We start from the raw sequence: 14,220 nt of genomic DNA on the forward strand, positions 1-14,220 counted from the left end.
TCCATCTGTTCATCCGTCAGCCAGAACAGGTCGCTCATCTTCAGTCTCCTTGCAGAGCCTGAATCAAAATTCCCTACAAAAATCAATGGGTCCTGAGCCTAAGGAATATCCTGCCCGGAACTTCAATTAAATGATAGATTCCAATAAAAAAAATAATTGAAACTAATAAAAAGTGGAGGGATCGAAGACCTGCTGATTGATGGTTGCCGTGGTGGCGTTTGCTCTGCGTTTAAAGCCCTGCTTTTCCATGAAGTCTTCATTGGCCTTTGAGCGATAGGCTGTGTCGGCCCAGACCATTGAGGCCGTATTGGTTTGATCCAGCAGTCCCTCTCTCAATCGCGCGCCATCACTGGCGGTCGCATCTGTCGTCTTCCATTTTCGGATCAGTCAAAACTTCCGGTCGATGGAAACATGGGATTTGTAGCCAAAGAACGGAATGGCGAGATCGCTGGATGGCGTGGTTCCATCTTCCTGCCGGTTTATGCGCTCCGCGCTGCTGCGATGACGGCCTTCATGTGCCCGATCACCGCAGGCAGTCCATCAAAAATGGCCTGCCCGATCAGGAAATGCCCGATATTGAGTTCCACCACCTGCGGCAAAGCTGCGATGGGGGCCACGTTGTCGTAGGTCAACCCATGGCCCGCATGCACTTCCAGCCCGCAATGGGCGGCGTGGGCCGCGCCCGTGGTCAGGCGGCCCAGTTCGATGGCGCGGGCGGCTTCATCGGGTGCATCGGCATAGGCGCCGGTATGCAGTTCCACCACGGCGGCGCCCAGTCTGGCTGCGGTTTCAATCTGTGCGGCATCCGGGTCGATAAACAGCGAGACACGGATGCCTGCCCCGTTCAGCCGGGCAATGCGCGGGGCCAGCGTTTCGGCCTGTCCCACCACGTCCAGGCCGCCCTCGGTCGTAACTTCCTGCCGCCGTTCGGGCACCAGGCAGCAGGCATGGGGGTGCAGGCGGGTGGCGATGGCGGTCATCTCCTCGGTCGCGGCCATTTCCATGTTGAGCGGAATGGCAAGTTCCGCGCGCAGGCGCTCGAGGTCGGCATCGCGGATGTGGCGGCGGTCCTCGCGCAGATGGGCGGTAATGCCATCAGCGCCCGATTTCTGGGCCAGGAGTGCTGCCCTGACCGGGTCGGGATGCGTGCCGCCGCGTGCATTGCGCACGGTGGCGACGTGATCGATGTTCACGCCCAGCCTGATGGCGGCGGGAGAAGATGCGCTCATGACCTGTTCCTGTGTTCGGCCATCTGCATGGCCATGCGCAGGGCTGCAACAAGGCTGGTAGGATCAGCCGTGCCGCGGCCTGCAATATCGAAGGCGGTGCCGTGATCGGGCGATGTGCGGATGATCGGCAGCCCCAGCGTGGTGTTGACCCCCTGCGTCATGTCGATGGTCTTGAGCGGGATCAGCGCCTGATCGTGATACATGCACATCGCCACGTCATAGCGTGCGCGGGCGGGGGGCGTGAACATGGTGTCGGGTGGCCATGGGCCGCTTACATCCATGCCGTGTTCGCGCAGCGCCTCCATGGCGGGGATGATGATGGTCTGCTCTTCCGTGCCCATGGTGCCGCCTTCGCCTGCATGCGGGTTCAGCCCGGCCATGGCGATGCGCGGGCGCGCAAGGCCAAAATCACGCATCAGGGCCGCATGGGTGGTGCGGGTGGCGGCGATGATGCCCCCGGTGGTGAGTTCATCAAGAGCCCGGCGCAGGCTGACATGGATGGTAACGGGCACCACGCGCAGTTCGGGGCAGGCCAGCATCATCACCTCGCGCCCCGGCACGTTGCACAGGGCGGCGAGATATTCCGTGTGGCCGGGATAGGCGAAACCCGCCTTCTTGAGCACGATCTTGCTGATGGGGTTGGTCACCACACCGGCTGCATGCCCGTGGCGGGCGAGTTCCACCGCGCGCGCGATGGAAGTGGTGATGGCATCCGCATTGCGGCTGTCCGGCTGTCCGGCCACGACGGGGGCGGCCAGCGTCACCGGCAGCACCGGCACGGCATCGGCAAACACGCCTGCGGCTTCCCCCATCGTGCCGATCTCGCGCACCGGCACGCCGTGGCGGCCAATCAGGGCCGCATCGCCAATAACGGCAAAAACCGTGGCGCCCGCCCGCATGGCCTGCCAGGCGCCTGCGGTGATTTCCGGCCCGATTCCGGCCGGGTCGCCCATGGTCAGGGCCAGGGGGGCGCTGGCCTCAGGCATCGGTCGTGGCCATGGCGTGCAGGATGCGGATCCACGAGCGCATGCCCTTGTGGAAGGAGGTCAGGTCATATTTTTCGTTGGGCGAATGGGCGCGGTCATCATCAAGGGCAAAGCCTACCAGCAGGGCGGGCATGCCCAGCACGCGCTGCATGTCGGCCGCCACCGGAATCGAGCCGCCACAGCCGATGGTCACCGCAGGCGTGTTCCATTCCTCACCCAGTGCGCTCAGGGCGGGTTTGAGGCCAAAGGCATCATCGGGCAGGGTGCTTGCCACCGATCCGCCACAGGGCGTGAACGTGACCGTGCAGTCCTCGGGCACCATGGTGCGGACATGGCTGCAGAAGGCCTGGCGGATATGCACCGGGTCCTGACCCGCCACCAGCCGGAAGGACACCTTGGCCACGGCCTCGCCGGGCAGCACGGTCTTGAAGCCCGCGCCAGTATAACCGCTGGAAATGCCATTGATCTCGAAGCTGGGGCGGCACCATGTCTGCTCGATGGCAGTGTAACCTTTTTCGCCCGCCGGGCGTGACAGACCGACTTCGCCCAGAAAGGTTGCGTCATCGGGCGCAATCTCGCGCCAGCGCGCGCGCAGTTCGGGGGCCGGGTCCTGCACGCCCGCATAAAAGCCGGGCAGCGTTACCCGTCCTGTCGCCTCATCGCGGATGGAAGACAGCACTTGGCACAGCACCTCGGCGGGGTTGCGCGCGGCATTGCCATAAATGCCGGAATGCAGGTCGCGGGTGGCGCAGCGCAGATGCACTTCCTCGCCCACCATGCCGCGCAGCGTGGTGGTGATGGCGGGCACGCCGGGCAGCATGGCGGTATCGCAGATCAGGCCGACATCGGCGCGCAGTTCCTTGCGGTGTTTTTCCATGAAGGGCAGCAGGCTGGGGCCGCCGCATTCTTCCTCGCCCTCGATCAGCAGCGAGATGCGCACCGGCATCTGCCCGGTTGTTGCCCGGATGGCGCGGATGGCCTCGATAAAGGTCATGACCTGGCCTTTGTCATCCGAAGCACCCCGGGCGACGATGCGCTTCGTGCCATTTTCTCCCACAACCAGCTTCGGCTCGAACGGCCCGCTTTCCCACAGTTCCAGCGGATCGACGGGCTGCACGTCGTAATGGCCATAGAACAGCACATGCGGGCCTGCGGGCGGCGTGCGGTCATGGGCCGTGAGAATGGGGTGGCCGGGGGTTTCGTGCAGGGTCACGTCAAAGCCAAGGCCATCAAGTTCATCACGCAGCCATTGTGCTGCACGGCGGCAGTCATCGGCATGTTCGGGCTGGGTGGAAATGCTGGGAATGCGCAGGAAGGCAAAAAGCCGCTCAAGGGCCGCATCAAGCGTGCGGTCGGCCTGTTCCAGAACGGGAGAAAGGGAATGGGCGGGCGCGGTCATGGAATCTCCGTTTGCTGCAGGCGGCGGATGGTCTGACCGCGCGCCATACCATACTTCAAGGCGCACGGACGGCGCGTATGACAGCAACGGATCTGGCGGGCCGTCAAGGACAGGCGGGTGCAAAGGCTGTGGCAGGGTAAAGCCGTGGAAACCCTGAAAAGTTTTTGGCGAAGCTTTTTTCAAAAAGCTTCGAAAGCACGCCACTTTTTTGAAAAAAGGCAGCACCTCAAACCTTCTGTTTTTTTTCAGCACTGCCCGTGCAGGAAGCCCAGCGCGGGCAGGGGACGCCACGCGCGGGGCAGGTCGGCACGGCGATAGGGGCGGATGCTGTACTGCGGCACGGCCACCGCATTGCGCTCGAGGAAGGCGCGGTAAGCCGCGACCTGCTGGTTGCGCCACACGCAATCGGCCTCGGCGGCTGCGCGGGTGGCATAGATGCTGGCGATGCGCGTCTCGCGCCCGGTGCGGGCTTCCACCGCCCAGGATTCGTCACGCCGCGCCGTGTTGCGAAAAACGACAACCTTGCCCATTGCCCCGCTCCCTGCACCCTGTGTGGTACAGGCAACCATGCCCGTGCTGCGCGATCAAGGCAGCGCCGCATGAATTGATTTTCTTGCAGGGGCTGGGTGTTGAGGGTAGGGAACAGGATCATGATACGTCTTTTCATCACCCTGCCCGTGACCGTGGCGCTGATCATTTTCGCGGCCTGCAACCAGGCGCCAGTGGAACTGTCATGGCTGCAGTGGAAGTGGACGTCATCCCCCGGCGTGCTGGCCCTGCTCGTGGCCGCGCTGTTCTATGCCACCGGCTCGGCCAGTGTGTGGGTCGTGGTGCTGCGCCAGATCCGCCGCGCGCGCCGTGCCGAGCAGGAACTGCGCGCCCTGCGCGCCAGCCTGCCTGATACCGATGCGCCCGCCCGCACGCCGGGGCTGACATCGGCCCCGGCCAATTCCCCCATGCTCAGGGCCCATGTCGCACAGCAGCCGGTCGAGACTGCGCCCGCGCCCGTGGCGGAACCGGCTCCTGAAGCGGCCCCTCAGCCGCCGGCGCTGCCCAGGCCGCCCGAGCACTCCTGACCCCGACCAACCCGCCATTTCTGCTTCTGGAGCACCGCCAATGAGCCATGGACGGTCCACCCGCCTGATCGTTGCCCTCGACACCAAGGACACCGCACAGGCCGTGAGCTGGCGCGAACAGGTTGCGGGGCCTGCGGGCATGGTCAAGCTGGGGCTTGAGTTCACCTATGCCTGCGGGCTCGATGCGGTGCGCAGGGCGGCAGGCGGGAGCCCGCTCTTCCTCGACCTCAAGCTGCACGATATTCCCAATACCGTGGCTTCGGCCATTGGCAGCCTGGCCGCACTCCGGCCTGCCATGCTGACCATCCATGCCAGCGGTGGCCGCGCCATGATCGCCGCCGCCCGCAAGGCGGTTGACGAGACCTTTCCCGCAGATGCCCGCCCGCTGCTGCTGGCCGTGACCGTGCTGACCAGCATGGATGAGACCGCCCTGCACGAAACCGGGGTGGAAGGCAGCGTGGAGGCCCAGGTGCTGCGTCTTGGTGCGCTGGCCATGGATTCCGGAGCGGATGGGCTGGTCTGTTCCTCACACGAGATTGCGCCGCTGCGGGCAGCACTGGGTGACAGGCCGGTGCTGGTGGTGCCCGGCATCCGCCCGGCAGGCAGCGCCCTGGGCGACCAGAAACGCGTCATGACCCCGGCACAGGCCAGCGCCGCCGGGGCGGACTGGATCGTGGTGGGCCGCCCCATTACCCGCGCTGATGATCCTGCGGCTGCGGCGGCTGCGATTGCCGCCGAACTGGAAAAAGCACGCTCCTGAAAAAAGGCGGCGGCCCAAAACTTTTATAAATTCACACACACGATGGTGGTGGAATCATCATGACAGTCAGGGTCAAGATATGCGGCATCCGTGACGGGGCGGGGCTGGACGCCGCCTGTGCGGCCGGGGCCGACTGGGTGGGGTTCGTGTTTTTCAGCCGCTCGCCCCGTCATGTCACGGCTCCGCAGGCTGCCCCGCTGGTGCGTCGCCTGCCGCACGATGGCCCGCGCGCCATTGGTCTGTTCGTGCGCCCGACAGATGATGAAATCCGTCACGTGCTGGATACGGTCGCACTCGACGGATTGCAGATCTATGACACCGCCACCCGTGCTGCTGCCATCCGCGTGCAGTTTGGCGTGCCGGTGTGGCTGGCTGCCGGTATTGCTGTCCGCGCCGATCTGCCACAAAGCTGCGCGGTCGATGGGCTGGTGATTGAATCCCGCCCGCCTGCCGGGGCGCAGCGGCCCGGCGGCAATGCCCGGACCTTTGACTGGAGCCTGACCGAGGGCTGGCAGGCCCCGGCCCCGTGGATGCTCGCCGGTGGCCTGCGGCCCGGTAACGTGCGCGAGGCCGTGAGGCTCAGCGGAGCACGGGCGGTGGATGTTTCATCAGGGGTGGAAACCGCCCCTGGCGTCAAGTCGCCCGCGTTGATCCATGAATTCGTGCGGGCGGCCCACGGGCTTTAAAAGTGTTTTGGTGCCGCTTTTACGAAGCTGTTTGAAAAAAGCCTCACCAAAAGCGTTCTTCCGTCTCAGACCCTAGCGGTAATAGCCGTAATAGGCCGGAGGTGGCGGGGGTGGCGGCGGCGGATAGGCATAGACCGGGTAGGGCGGCGGCGGATAACCGTAGGCCGGATAGGCATACCCATAGCCATAAGGCCGGTAGCGATAGGGCGACATGGCCACGCCCAGCGCGGTGCCGGCGGCCATACCCATGCCAAAGCCACCCCAGCCCCAGCCACGGTGCCAGCCGCCGCCCCAACCGGGGCCGCCGCGCCAGCCACCACCCCATGCATGGGCGGAAGGGGCAGGCAGAACGCCGACCAATCCCATGGATACAGCCAGCAGCAGGGCCAACTTACGCATCTGACGGGTTCCTTTTTCGTAGCGATACAGAACCGATATTGGCACGGATTGGCCAGATATCCAGATCCGATGCCTCACCGTTCCGTGATGTTGTATGTCAGAACACTCCTGGAACAGGGCGTTTTCATGACAGTGTGCCCTCTTCCGACAGATAAACGTTTTTGGGTGCTGCATTTTTTCAAAAAGACGGCGTTCTGCCGAAGCGTTTTGAAAAAAGCTGCACCAGAAACGTTTGCCTTTCAGCGACCCTGCCGGGCGCGGAGCCATCCGCCCAGTGAAGCCAGCGCCTCTTTCAGCGGGCCATCAGGCATGTCGTCAATTTCCACGGGCGGCGGTGGTCTGCGCGGCGGGGCTGGGGGAGCGGCCTGCCGGGGTGGTGCGAGCAGATCCTGCACCATTTTCAGCCGCTTGACCACGCCAGTGCCGCAGGTGGTGTTGATGCGGGCAATGACGGTGGGAGCGAGATGTTGCAGTTCCATCGCCACAGGCCCCTGGCAGCCCACCGTCAGCGTGCCGGCGGAGAGCTTGCGCGGCACGGTCAGCGCTGCCAGATGCGGGCCGACAATATCCGCCCAGTCCGTCATCACCTGCACGGCGGCAGCCGACTGCCTGCGAAAGACCGGCTGGCTGATCTGGGGCAGGAGTGCCGCCATGCTGCGCGCGCGAAAGGCCCGGCGCGGCGGCTCGGCGGGAGCGTGGGCTTCGTTCTTTTTCTTGCTGCGTGGCGGCGGGTTCGTCATAAACGGGTCCGTGTTACCTTGTGCTACCGATCTGTTACGCTGGTATGACCGGCACCGTCGCATTCTGCCATGGCGCGCGCTGCCCGGCCAGAAAATTGATCCCTATCGGGTCTGGCTGAGCGAGATCATGCTCCAGCAGACCACGGTCACGGCGGTCATGCCCTATTTCGAGCGTTTCCTCGCGGCTTTCCCCGACGTCACGGCACTGGCCCGCGCGCCGCAGGACCGGGTCATGGCGCTGTGGGCAGGGCTTGGCTACTACGCGCGTGCGCGTAACCTGCATGCCTGCGCGCAGGCCGTGGCGGCGCGGGGCGGGGTTTTTCCCGATACGGTGGAAGGGCTGCTGGAACTGCCGGGAATCGGCGCCTATACGGCAGCGGCCATTGCCGCCATCGCCTTTGGCCGCCCCGTAGTGCCGGTAGACGGCAACGTGGAGCGCGTGACCAGCCGCCTGTTCGCCCTGACCGACCCGCTGCCTGCGGCCCGCAAGGCCATTGCCGCCCGCGCCGTGACCCTGAACGCGGATGCGCAGGCGAAAGCCCGCCCCTCCGATTTCGCGCAGGCCCTGTTTGACCTCGGGGCTGGCATCTGCACGCCGCGCAGCCCCGCCTGCGTGCTGTGCCCGTGGCGCGAAGCCTGTGCGGGCCATGCGCAGGGCATTGCCGCCACCCTGCCGCGTCGCGCGCCCAAACCCGTGCGGCCCGTGCGGCATGGCGTACATTTCTGCCTTGTGGATGAAGCCGGGGGCCTGCTGCTGGTCCGCCGCCCCGAAAAGGGGCTGCTTGGCGGCATGATGGGCCTGCCGGGGCCGCACTGGCGCGATGACCCGTGGCCTGAGGCCGAGGCGCTGAGCCTTGCCCCGGCAGCGCCCCGCCTGCAACCACACTGGCGCATGGTGGGGCAGGTGAAGCATGTCTTCACCCATTTCACCCTGCTGGTGGATGTGTACGCAGCGCGGATTGCGGCCTTTCCCAACAGTATGGCGGCGGCGGGATGCGTGCATTACCCCGGTGACGCAGCCGTGGCGCTGCCCTCGCTCATGGACAAATGCGTAAAGGTTGCACGCAAGGCCGGTATTTTTTGATTGACGCCGCCCTGATCGGCGCGGTTGAGTAACGGGTGTCCGATCAGGAAAGGGACCGTGATGTTCGCTTTTGTCCAGATGCTTTCCCCCGTTGTGGCCCTGCTGGGCCTTGTTGCCGCCACCCGTTACTGTTCAGCTCCCGCGCGCGCCATGCAGCCGGTCCGGGTGCGCGCCCGGCGCTAGGATGCCCCCGTGCGGGGTGATGATCCGCTGTTCTTTTGCATCGCCCTCCGGCTTCCTGTAGCAGCCGAAGCATGACATTCATTACCGTAAAGCGCGCGGCGGGGCATGAGGATGCGCCGCCGCGCACCGGGGTACTGCTGAGCAATCTTGGCACCCCCGATGGCACCGGCTATGGCGCGGTGCGTCGTTATCTGGCCGAATTCCTGTCAGACCGGCGCATTATCGAAGCCAGTCCCGTGATCTGGAAACCGATCCTGTATGGCCCGGTGCTGACCTTCCGCCCGCGCAGGTCGGGCGAGGCCTATCATCGCATCTGGCATCATGACCGTGATGAAAGCCCGCTGCGCACCTACACGCGCGACCAGGCGGAAATGCTGGCCACTCGGCTGGCCGGTGATGACGTGCCGGTGGCGTGGGGCATGCGTTATGGCCAGCCCTCCATAAAGCAGGCGTTGCATGAGCTGGTGGCGCAGGGGTGTGATCGTATCCTGCTTGCCCCGCTTTACCCGCAATACAGCGCCACCACCACGGCCACCGCCAACGACCAGGCGTTTCGTGCCCTCATGCGGCTGCGTAACCAGCCCGCCATCCGCACCCTGCCGCCCTTTGCCGACCATCCGGCCTATATCGCGGCCCTCGGGCGCTCGATCACGGCCCGGCTCGAAACGCTTGATTTCAAGCCGCAGATGATTGTCGCCTCCTTCCATGGCCTGCCCAGGGTCTATGTGGAAAAGGGCGACAGCTATGCCGATGAATGCGCGCGCACCATCATCGCGCTGCGTCGCGCCATGGGATATGACGCGCAGATGATGCCGCTCACCTTCCAGTCCCGCTTTGGCCCGGCCAAGTGGCTGGAACCCTATACCGCGCCGTTTATCGAGTCGCTGCCCGCGCAGGGCATCGAGCGCATTGCGGTGATTACGCCGGGCTTCATTTCCGACTGTATTGAAACGCTCGATGAAATCGGCAACGAGGCGGCGGAAGACTTCATCAAGGCTGGGGGCAAGGAACTGGCGCTGATCCCGTGCCTGAACAACTCGCCCGATGCCATAGACCTGCTCGAGACCCTGGTGCGCGAGGAACTGGCAGGCTGGCTGCCACGTAAACCGGCAGCCCCGGCTGGCTAAGGCCATTCATGCCCGCAGACCAGAGAACGCTTCTGGTGAAGCTTTTTTCGAACAGCGTCAGGAAGTGCCGCCTTCGGGGAAAAAGGCGGCACCCGAAAATATAGATAATGCCCCGGTCAGGGCCGGTCGCAGCTTTCGGTCAGGTCGTTATAGACCTGCCCTTTGGGGCACGAAGCCCGCGGGCGCTGCGGCGTAGGCTGGCCCTGGCCCTGCATGCCGGGCTGCGGCTGTGCCGGAGCGGGTGCCAGCAGGGTGGACAGATCCTTGTCATAGACGGAGTCGTCTTCGGGTGCGTTATTGCCCGTGGCGTTATAGACTTCGGGTGCGGCCCGATAGCTGGCACTTGCCGCGGCAGCCCCCATCGCGGCCCCCGCGCCATAATAGCCGGGCCAGCCCCAGCCCCAGCCTCCCCAGCCACCGCCCCAGCCCCATCCGCCCATGGGGTAACCCCAGCCGACATAGCCGGGGTAGTAGCCAGCACCCCATCCGCCCCAGCCCCATCCGCCATGCCATCCGCCCCAGCCGCCGCCGCCATGCCATCCGCCACCACCACCGCGCCAGCCCCCGCCACCACCATGCCAGCCTCCACCGCCGCCGCGAGGGCCGCCACCGCCAAAGCCACCCCCGTGGGGGGCAGCCTGGGCGGGCAGGCTCAGTGAGCCGCATGCGATCAGTGCCAGCGTCACGCCTGTCAGTGCCTGTTTCAGCTTGTGCATGTTCCATTCCTGCATGTCTTGATGGGGTTTATCGCAGAAAATCACCGATCGGGAAAAGACGCGGCAACGCCCGGTTCCATAACGCAGGGACAGTCAGGCCGGATGCCTGCCTGGCCACCAGTAAGGGGTGGACAGCGGGCGGGTCTGTGTTCCCTGTTCATGAACGGCATTTCTGCCCGGTTTGGCCCGATGTGCAAGCGTGGGGCGCCGGGTGGTAACACTCCGTAGCATATGCTCGGCGGTTCACGCCGCCCCATGGCTGTGAAACCGTTATCGCAACGGGCAAGACTTGGAAGCTGTCTGAAGCGCGTTATGTTACTTCAGAACCCATAAAAGTTTCCGGGGTCGCCTCTTTTCAAAAAAGCGCCCCCCAAAAAAACTCCGGATGATCCGTCGCGTCTTTCAGCAGGATTACGGTCGGCCAACCCCACGCAGCCGGTGCAGCGTGATGATGGCCGCCGTCAGCACGATGGCCGCACAGGTCTGATGCACTGTGCCCGCCCATACCGGCACGACCAGCAGCAGCGTGGTCACGCCCAACGCATATTGCAGCAGCACCAGCCAGCCCAGCATGGCCAGGGCCGCATGCACGTCCTTGCCCAGTTGCGGCGTGCGCAGGCCGAGCACGATCGTAACACCAATCAGCACCGCCGTGGTGGTGGCCAGCAGCCGGTGGTCGAACTGGATGGCGGGAATGTTCTGGAACCAGTTCAGCCAGAAGGGATGCAGCTTCGCATAACCCTGCGGGATCAGGTGGCCATCCATGAGCGGAAAGGTATTGTAGGCAAAGCCCGCATGCGTGCCCGCCGTAAAGCCGCCCGCGATCACGGTCATGCCCACCAGCACGCAGATGGCCCAGACCAGCGCGTGCATGCGCCTGACTTCCGGCGTTGCGGGAATGAAGGCGGGGCGGGGCGTGCGCACGGACAGCGCCGTCCACAAGATGGCGATGTAGAGCGCGAAGGCGCAGCACAGATGCAGCACCAGCCGCACGGGGGCGACGGCCGTGCTGTCCGGGTTGAAGCCCGATGCCACCATGAACCACCCGATGGCGCCCTGCAGCCCGCCAAGCACGAAAAACAGCACCAGCCGCAGTGCCAGCCCCCGGCTCAGCGCCCCGGTGATGGAAAACCACACCAGCGGCACCAGCAGCACGAAGCCCATCAGCCGCCCCCAGAAGCGGTGCGTCCATTCCGCCCAGAAGATCTGCTGGAAGCCCGCAAGCCCGAATCCGTCATGCAGGATCTTGTATTGCGGGATGGTCTTGTACAGCTCGAACTGCCGCTCCCACTCCGCATGGCTCAGCGGCGGGATCATGCCGGTGATCGGCCGCCAGTCCATGATGGACAGGCCCGAGCCGGTCAGGCGCGTGTACCCGCCAAGGGCGATCATGCCCACGAGCATGAAGCAGATGGCAAACAGCCATGTGGAGATACGCTGCCTGTTGCGCAGATCCTGCGCGGAAGGGGGCGTGCGGCCCATCAGGGAGCCAGTGGAAGGATATGCGGACATAACCGGATTTAGACTGGCCTTGCAGTCAGCCGCAAGGCGATGCTAGGCGCGAAGGAACATATATTCCTCCACAACCGGGATGCACGCATGACAGCACCGCACGCCGCACCGCCCGTGCCCGGGTTACAGGGCAGCCTGCGCGTGCTGGTCCGGCCCCTGCTTCTGCTGGCGGCCTTTGTTGCGCTGACGGTGGTGCTCGGTCGCCTGCCGGCCGTGCGCGAGATGCTGACAGCAGGGCATGGCCTGCATGCGCGCGCGGGCAGCGAGATCATGTTCGTGCTGGCGGCCAGCGCCTTCTGCGGCCTGGGTCTGCCCCGGCAGGCGGTATGCTTTGCCGCGGGCGCCGCTTACGGAATCGGCGCGGGATGCGCGCTGGCCACGCTGGCCACCGTAACCGGATGCGTGTGGGGCTATGGCTGGGGCCGCTGGGCGGGGCGCATGCGCATGCCCGCCCGCCTTGGTGCAACCCTGGCGCGGGTGGAAGGTTGCGTACGCGCAGCCCCCTTCGCCTCGGTGCTGGCGCTGCGGCTCATGCCGGTGGGCTCGGCGCTGCTGCTCAATCTGGCTGCGGGCATGCTGGGGGTCAGGGTCATGCCATTCATGCTGGCCACCCTGCTGGGCAGCCTGCCGCAGACCGTGGTGTTCGTGCTGGTGGGCACGGGCATGCAGCTTGGAGGTGGGGCGCGCATCGGGGTTGCGATCGGGCTGTTTGGCCTTTCCGCGCTGGTGGGGCTGTGGCTCATGCGCCGCATGCGCGGCCTGCGGCCATGGCAGGAGTGAATTGCAGCGATGTTGTAATTAGAGGGTGAAAAAATGGACCGCGCTGGTCTACTAGTCCCCACTGTCTTTTAATATTGGAGCGCCTCATGGGCTCATCCGCAACGGCGGGCCGTCCGGCAGAAACCCCCGTGCCCGAAACGACCGGCCGCCCCATGGGCTGGATCGCGATCCTGCTGGGGTTCCTGACCGCGGTCGGGCCTGTCTCGACCGATATCTACCTGCCTGCCTTCCCCGAGCTTGAAGCCACGTTGCATGGCCGTGCGGGCTCGGCGCAGATGACGCTGGCGGTGTGGTTCGTGGGGCTGGCCATCGGCCAGATCACCATGGGCCCGCTATCAGACCGCTTCGGTCGCCGCAGGCCCATGCTGCTGGGCACGCTGGTCTATACGCTGGCCTCGGTCGGGTGCGCCATGGCGCGTGACATTCCCACCTTTTCGTTCTTCCGCTTCGTGGCCTCGCTCGGGGCTTCGGCCAGCCTGATCATTCCGAGTGCGTGCGTGCGCGACATGTCGCATGGCAATGAATCCGCGCGGCTGATGTCGCGGCTGGTGCTGGTGATGGGGGTCGTGCCCATCCTGGCGCCCACGCTGGGCGGGCTGGTGCTGTCGATCGCGTCATGGCGGTCGATCTTCTGGGCGGCGGCGGTTTATGGCGTGATCTGCATCGGGCTGATCTGGCGCGTGCTGCCCGAGACCCTGCAGCCCGCCAACCGCAGCGAGTTCTCGCCGGTCACCCTGTTCAGCCGCTATGTCATGCTGGCGCGCGATCGGGGGTTCATTACCCATGCCATGATCGCGGGCTTCGCGTGCTTCATGTCCTTTACCTACCTGTCGGCGGCGCCTTCGGTGTTCATTCACCAGTTCGGGCTGTCGCCGGCGCATTTCGGCATGATGTTTGGCGTGTTCGCGGTGTGCATGATTGGGGCGTCGCAGCTCAACGGCGTGCTGGTGGGGCGTATTGACGCCGCCCGCATTCTTGGCGCTTCGGTGGGGGTTGCGGTGGCCGGCACCATGGCCATGACGGTGATGGCCGTTGTCATTGCATTCGCCATGCAGCATGGCGGCCACCCGCCGCTGTGGATGATGGGCCTGCTGATCCTGGCCATGATGGTCTCGCTGGGCACGACCGGCATCGTCGGCCCCAATGCCACAGTGGGCGCGCTGGCCGACCACCCGCGCTTTGCGGGCAGCGCCTCGGCTTTTGTCGGCACGCTGCAATATGTGCTGGGTGCCGTGGCCGGTGCCTTCGTGGGCATGCTGCCCGCCAATTCGCCGCTGCCCATGGCGGGCGTGATGCTGATGGGGGCTGCGATCATGATGGTGATGGTGCTGCTGCGCCCCGTGCGCGCACCCACGCCCATCCCTGCCGGGGCGGCTGAGGAATAAAATCTTCTTTCTCCCCGCCCTGACGCGTGATGGGTGCCAAAGCATGGGCGAGGGGTGCGGATGGGGTTGTCGGGCTGGCGCGTGGCGGCTACAGCGGGGGGCCGTCCAGTGGGCGACAGTTTCGTGAACGGGGCGTGTATGTCCCGGATTTGTATGAC

At 65.2% G+C, this 14,220-nt stretch carries 16 protein-coding genes and 1 pseudogene; 8 read left to right on the top strand and 9 right to left on the bottom strand.

Annotated elements, in window-relative coordinates:
* Positions 1-222: 222 nt before the first annotated feature.
* From CDI09_RS12725 to CDI09_RS12745, 5 genes and pseudogenes are all read right to left on the bottom strand, one after another.
* Positions 223-447, bottom strand: a pseudogene (locus CDI09_RS12725) (transposase); the annotation flags it as partial.
* A gap of 32 nt (positions 448-479) precedes the next feature.
* On the bottom strand, positions 480-1,229 hold the full coding sequence (locus tag CDI09_RS12730; protein WP_078525660.1) for a pyridoxine 5'-phosphate synthase: 750 nt from the start codon (positions 1,227-1,229) through the stop codon (positions 480-482).
* Positions 1,226-2,215: a 4-hydroxythreonine-4-phosphate dehydrogenase PdxA gene (pdxA, locus tag CDI09_RS12735; RefSeq protein WP_078525662.1), complete on the bottom strand. Its 990-nt coding sequence runs from the start codon at positions 2,213-2,215 to the stop codon at positions 1,226-1,228. The genes CDI09_RS12730 and pdxA overlap by 4 nt, the downstream gene beginning before the upstream one ends.
* Positions 2,208-3,614: a dipeptidase gene (locus CDI09_RS12740; RefSeq protein WP_110571346.1), complete on the bottom strand. Its 1,407-nt coding sequence runs from the start codon at positions 3,612-3,614 to the stop codon at positions 2,208-2,210. The genes pdxA and CDI09_RS12740 overlap by 8 nt, the downstream gene beginning before the upstream one ends.
* Positions 3,615-3,859: 245 nt before the next feature.
* Entirely contained in the window at positions 3,860-4,144 is a 285-nt protein-coding gene (locus CDI09_RS12745; RefSeq protein ID WP_078525666.1) for a hypothetical protein, read from the bottom strand.
* Between the two features lie 120 nt (positions 4,145-4,264).
* On the opposite strand from CDI09_RS12745, the gene CDI09_RS12750 reads away from it, so the two are divergent.
* Genes CDI09_RS12750 through CDI09_RS12760 form a run of 3 tightly spaced genes read left to right on the top strand, consistent with a single transcriptional unit; the run spans position 4,265 to position 6,136 of the window.
* A complete protein-coding gene (locus CDI09_RS12750; protein WP_078525668.1) occupies positions 4,265-4,690 on the top strand; it encodes a LapA family protein in 426 nt (141 codons plus the stop codon).
* Positions 4,691-4,730: 40 nt separating this feature from the next.
* Entirely contained in the window at positions 4,731-5,450 is a 720-nt protein-coding gene (gene pyrF / locus CDI09_RS12755) for an orotidine-5'-phosphate decarboxylase (protein ID WP_078525670.1), read from the top strand.
* A gap of 59 nt (positions 5,451-5,509) precedes the next feature.
* Positions 5,510-6,136 carry a phosphoribosylanthranilate isomerase gene (locus CDI09_RS12760; protein WP_078525672.1) on the top strand — a complete coding sequence of 209 codons (627 nt, stop codon included), beginning with the start codon at positions 5,510-5,512 and terminating at the stop codon, positions 6,134-6,136.
* 72 nt (positions 6,137-6,208) lie between these two features.
* On the opposite strand, the gene CDI09_RS12765 is transcribed toward CDI09_RS12760, so the two are convergent.
* Both CDI09_RS12765 and CDI09_RS12770 read right to left on the bottom strand, forming a co-directional pair.
* Positions 6,209-6,535, bottom strand: a complete 327-nt coding sequence (locus CDI09_RS12765) for a hypothetical protein (protein ID WP_078525674.1) — start codon at positions 6,533-6,535, stop codon at positions 6,209-6,211.
* 239 nt (positions 6,536-6,774) lie between these two features.
* Positions 6,775-7,188 (bottom strand): DUF721 domain-containing protein, encoded by a 414-nt coding sequence (locus tag CDI09_RS12770; protein ID WP_236944671.1) that lies wholly within the window; start codon positions 7,186-7,188, stop codon positions 6,775-6,777.
* Between the two features lie 97 nt (positions 7,189-7,285).
* On the opposite strand from CDI09_RS12770, the gene mutY reads away from it, so the two are divergent.
* From mutY to hemH, 3 genes are all read left to right on the top strand, one after another.
* On the top strand, positions 7,286-8,359 hold the full coding sequence (gene mutY / locus CDI09_RS12775) for an A/G-specific adenine glycosylase (protein WP_078525678.1): 1,074 nt from the start codon (positions 7,286-7,288) through the stop codon (positions 8,357-8,359).
* A 57-nt stretch (positions 8,360-8,416) separates the two neighbouring features.
* Entirely contained in the window at positions 8,417-8,542 is a 126-nt protein-coding gene (locus CDI09_RS18860) for a hypothetical protein (protein WP_257788387.1), read from the top strand.
* A gap of 71 nt (positions 8,543-8,613) precedes the next feature.
* The gene (gene hemH, locus CDI09_RS12780; RefSeq protein WP_078525680.1) at positions 8,614-9,669 is read left to right on the top strand and encodes a ferrochelatase; all 1,056 of its coding nucleotides are present in this window, start codon (positions 8,614-8,616) and stop codon (positions 9,667-9,669) included.
* 116 nt (positions 9,670-9,785) lie between these two features.
* Here the strand turns inward: hemH and CDI09_RS12785 are convergent, their stop codons facing one another.
* Positions 9,786-10,385, bottom strand: a complete 600-nt coding sequence (locus tag CDI09_RS12785) for a hypothetical protein (RefSeq protein ID WP_249034026.1) — start codon at positions 10,383-10,385, stop codon at positions 9,786-9,788.
* A gap of 411 nt (positions 10,386-10,796) precedes the next feature.
* A complete protein-coding gene (locus tag CDI09_RS12790; RefSeq protein WP_078525684.1) occupies positions 10,797-11,867 on the bottom strand; it encodes a COX15/CtaA family protein in 1,071 nt (356 codons plus the stop codon).
* A 117-nt stretch (positions 11,868-11,984) separates the two neighbouring features.
* Here CDI09_RS12790 and CDI09_RS12795 point away from each other — a divergent pair, with 117 nt between their 5' ends.
* Both CDI09_RS12795 and CDI09_RS12800 read left to right on the top strand, forming a co-directional pair.
* A complete protein-coding gene (locus tag CDI09_RS12795; protein WP_078525686.1) occupies positions 11,985-12,677 on the top strand; it encodes a TVP38/TMEM64 family protein in 693 nt (230 codons plus the stop codon).
* A gap of 86 nt (positions 12,678-12,763) precedes the next feature.
* The gene (locus CDI09_RS12800) at positions 12,764-14,062 is read left to right on the top strand and encodes a multidrug effflux MFS transporter (RefSeq protein ID WP_078525688.1); all 1,299 of its coding nucleotides are present in this window, start codon (positions 12,764-12,766) and stop codon (positions 14,060-14,062) included.
* Positions 14,063-14,220 lie beyond the last annotated feature (158 nt).

It is taken from the genome of Komagataeibacter nataicola (assembly GCF_003207795.1).
Lineage (GTDB): Bacteria > Pseudomonadota > Alphaproteobacteria > Acetobacterales > Acetobacteraceae > Komagataeibacter > Komagataeibacter nataicola.

Bases quoted from the DNA above. Each gene is read 5' to 3' on its own strand.
- CDI09_RS12750 (WP_078525668.1), top strand. From the start codon at position 4,265: ATGATACGTCTTTTCATCACCCTGCCCGTGACCGTGGCGCTGATCATT.
- CDI09_RS12800 (WP_078525688.1), top strand. From the start codon at position 12,764: ATGGGCTCATCCGCAACGGCGGGCCGTCCGGCAGAAACCCCCGTGCCC.
- pdxA (WP_078525662.1), bottom strand. From the start codon at position 2,215: ATGCCTGAGGCCAGCGCCCCCCTGGCCCTGACCATGGGCGACCCGGCC.
- CDI09_RS12770 (WP_236944671.1), bottom strand. From the start codon at position 7,188: ATGGCGGCACTCCTGCCCCAGATCAGCCAGCCGGTCTTTCGCAGGCAG.
- pyrF (WP_078525670.1), top strand. From the start codon at position 4,731: ATGAGCCATGGACGGTCCACCCGCCTGATCGTTGCCCTCGACACCAAG.
- CDI09_RS12740 (WP_110571346.1), bottom strand. From the start codon at position 3,614: ATGACCGCGCCCGCCCATTCCCTTTCTCCCGTTCTGGAACAGGCCGAC.
- CDI09_RS12795 (WP_078525686.1), top strand. From the start codon at position 11,985: ATGACAGCACCGCACGCCGCACCGCCCGTGCCCGGGTTACAGGGCAGC.
- CDI09_RS12760 (WP_078525672.1), top strand. From the start codon at position 5,510: ATGACAGTCAGGGTCAAGATATGCGGCATCCGTGACGGGGCGGGGCTG.
- CDI09_RS12765 (WP_078525674.1), bottom strand. From the start codon at position 6,535: ATGCGTAAGTTGGCCCTGCTGCTGGCTGTATCCATGGGATTGGTCGGC.
- CDI09_RS12730 (WP_078525660.1), bottom strand. From the start codon at position 1,229: ATGAGCGCATCTTCTCCCGCCGCCATCAGGCTGGGCGTGAACATCGAT.
- CDI09_RS12745 (WP_078525666.1), bottom strand. From the start codon at position 4,144: ATGGGCAAGGTTGTCGTTTTTCGCAACACGGCGCGGCGTGACGAATCC.
- CDI09_RS12785 (WP_249034026.1), bottom strand. From the start codon at position 10,385: ATGCACAAGCTGAAACAGGCACTGACAGGCGTGACGCTGGCACTGATC.
- hemH (WP_078525680.1), top strand. From the start codon at position 8,614: ATGACATTCATTACCGTAAAGCGCGCGGCGGGGCATGAGGATGCGCCG.
- CDI09_RS12790 (WP_078525684.1), bottom strand. From the start codon at position 11,867: ATGGGCCGCACGCCCCCTTCCGCGCAGGATCTGCGCAACAGGCAGCGT.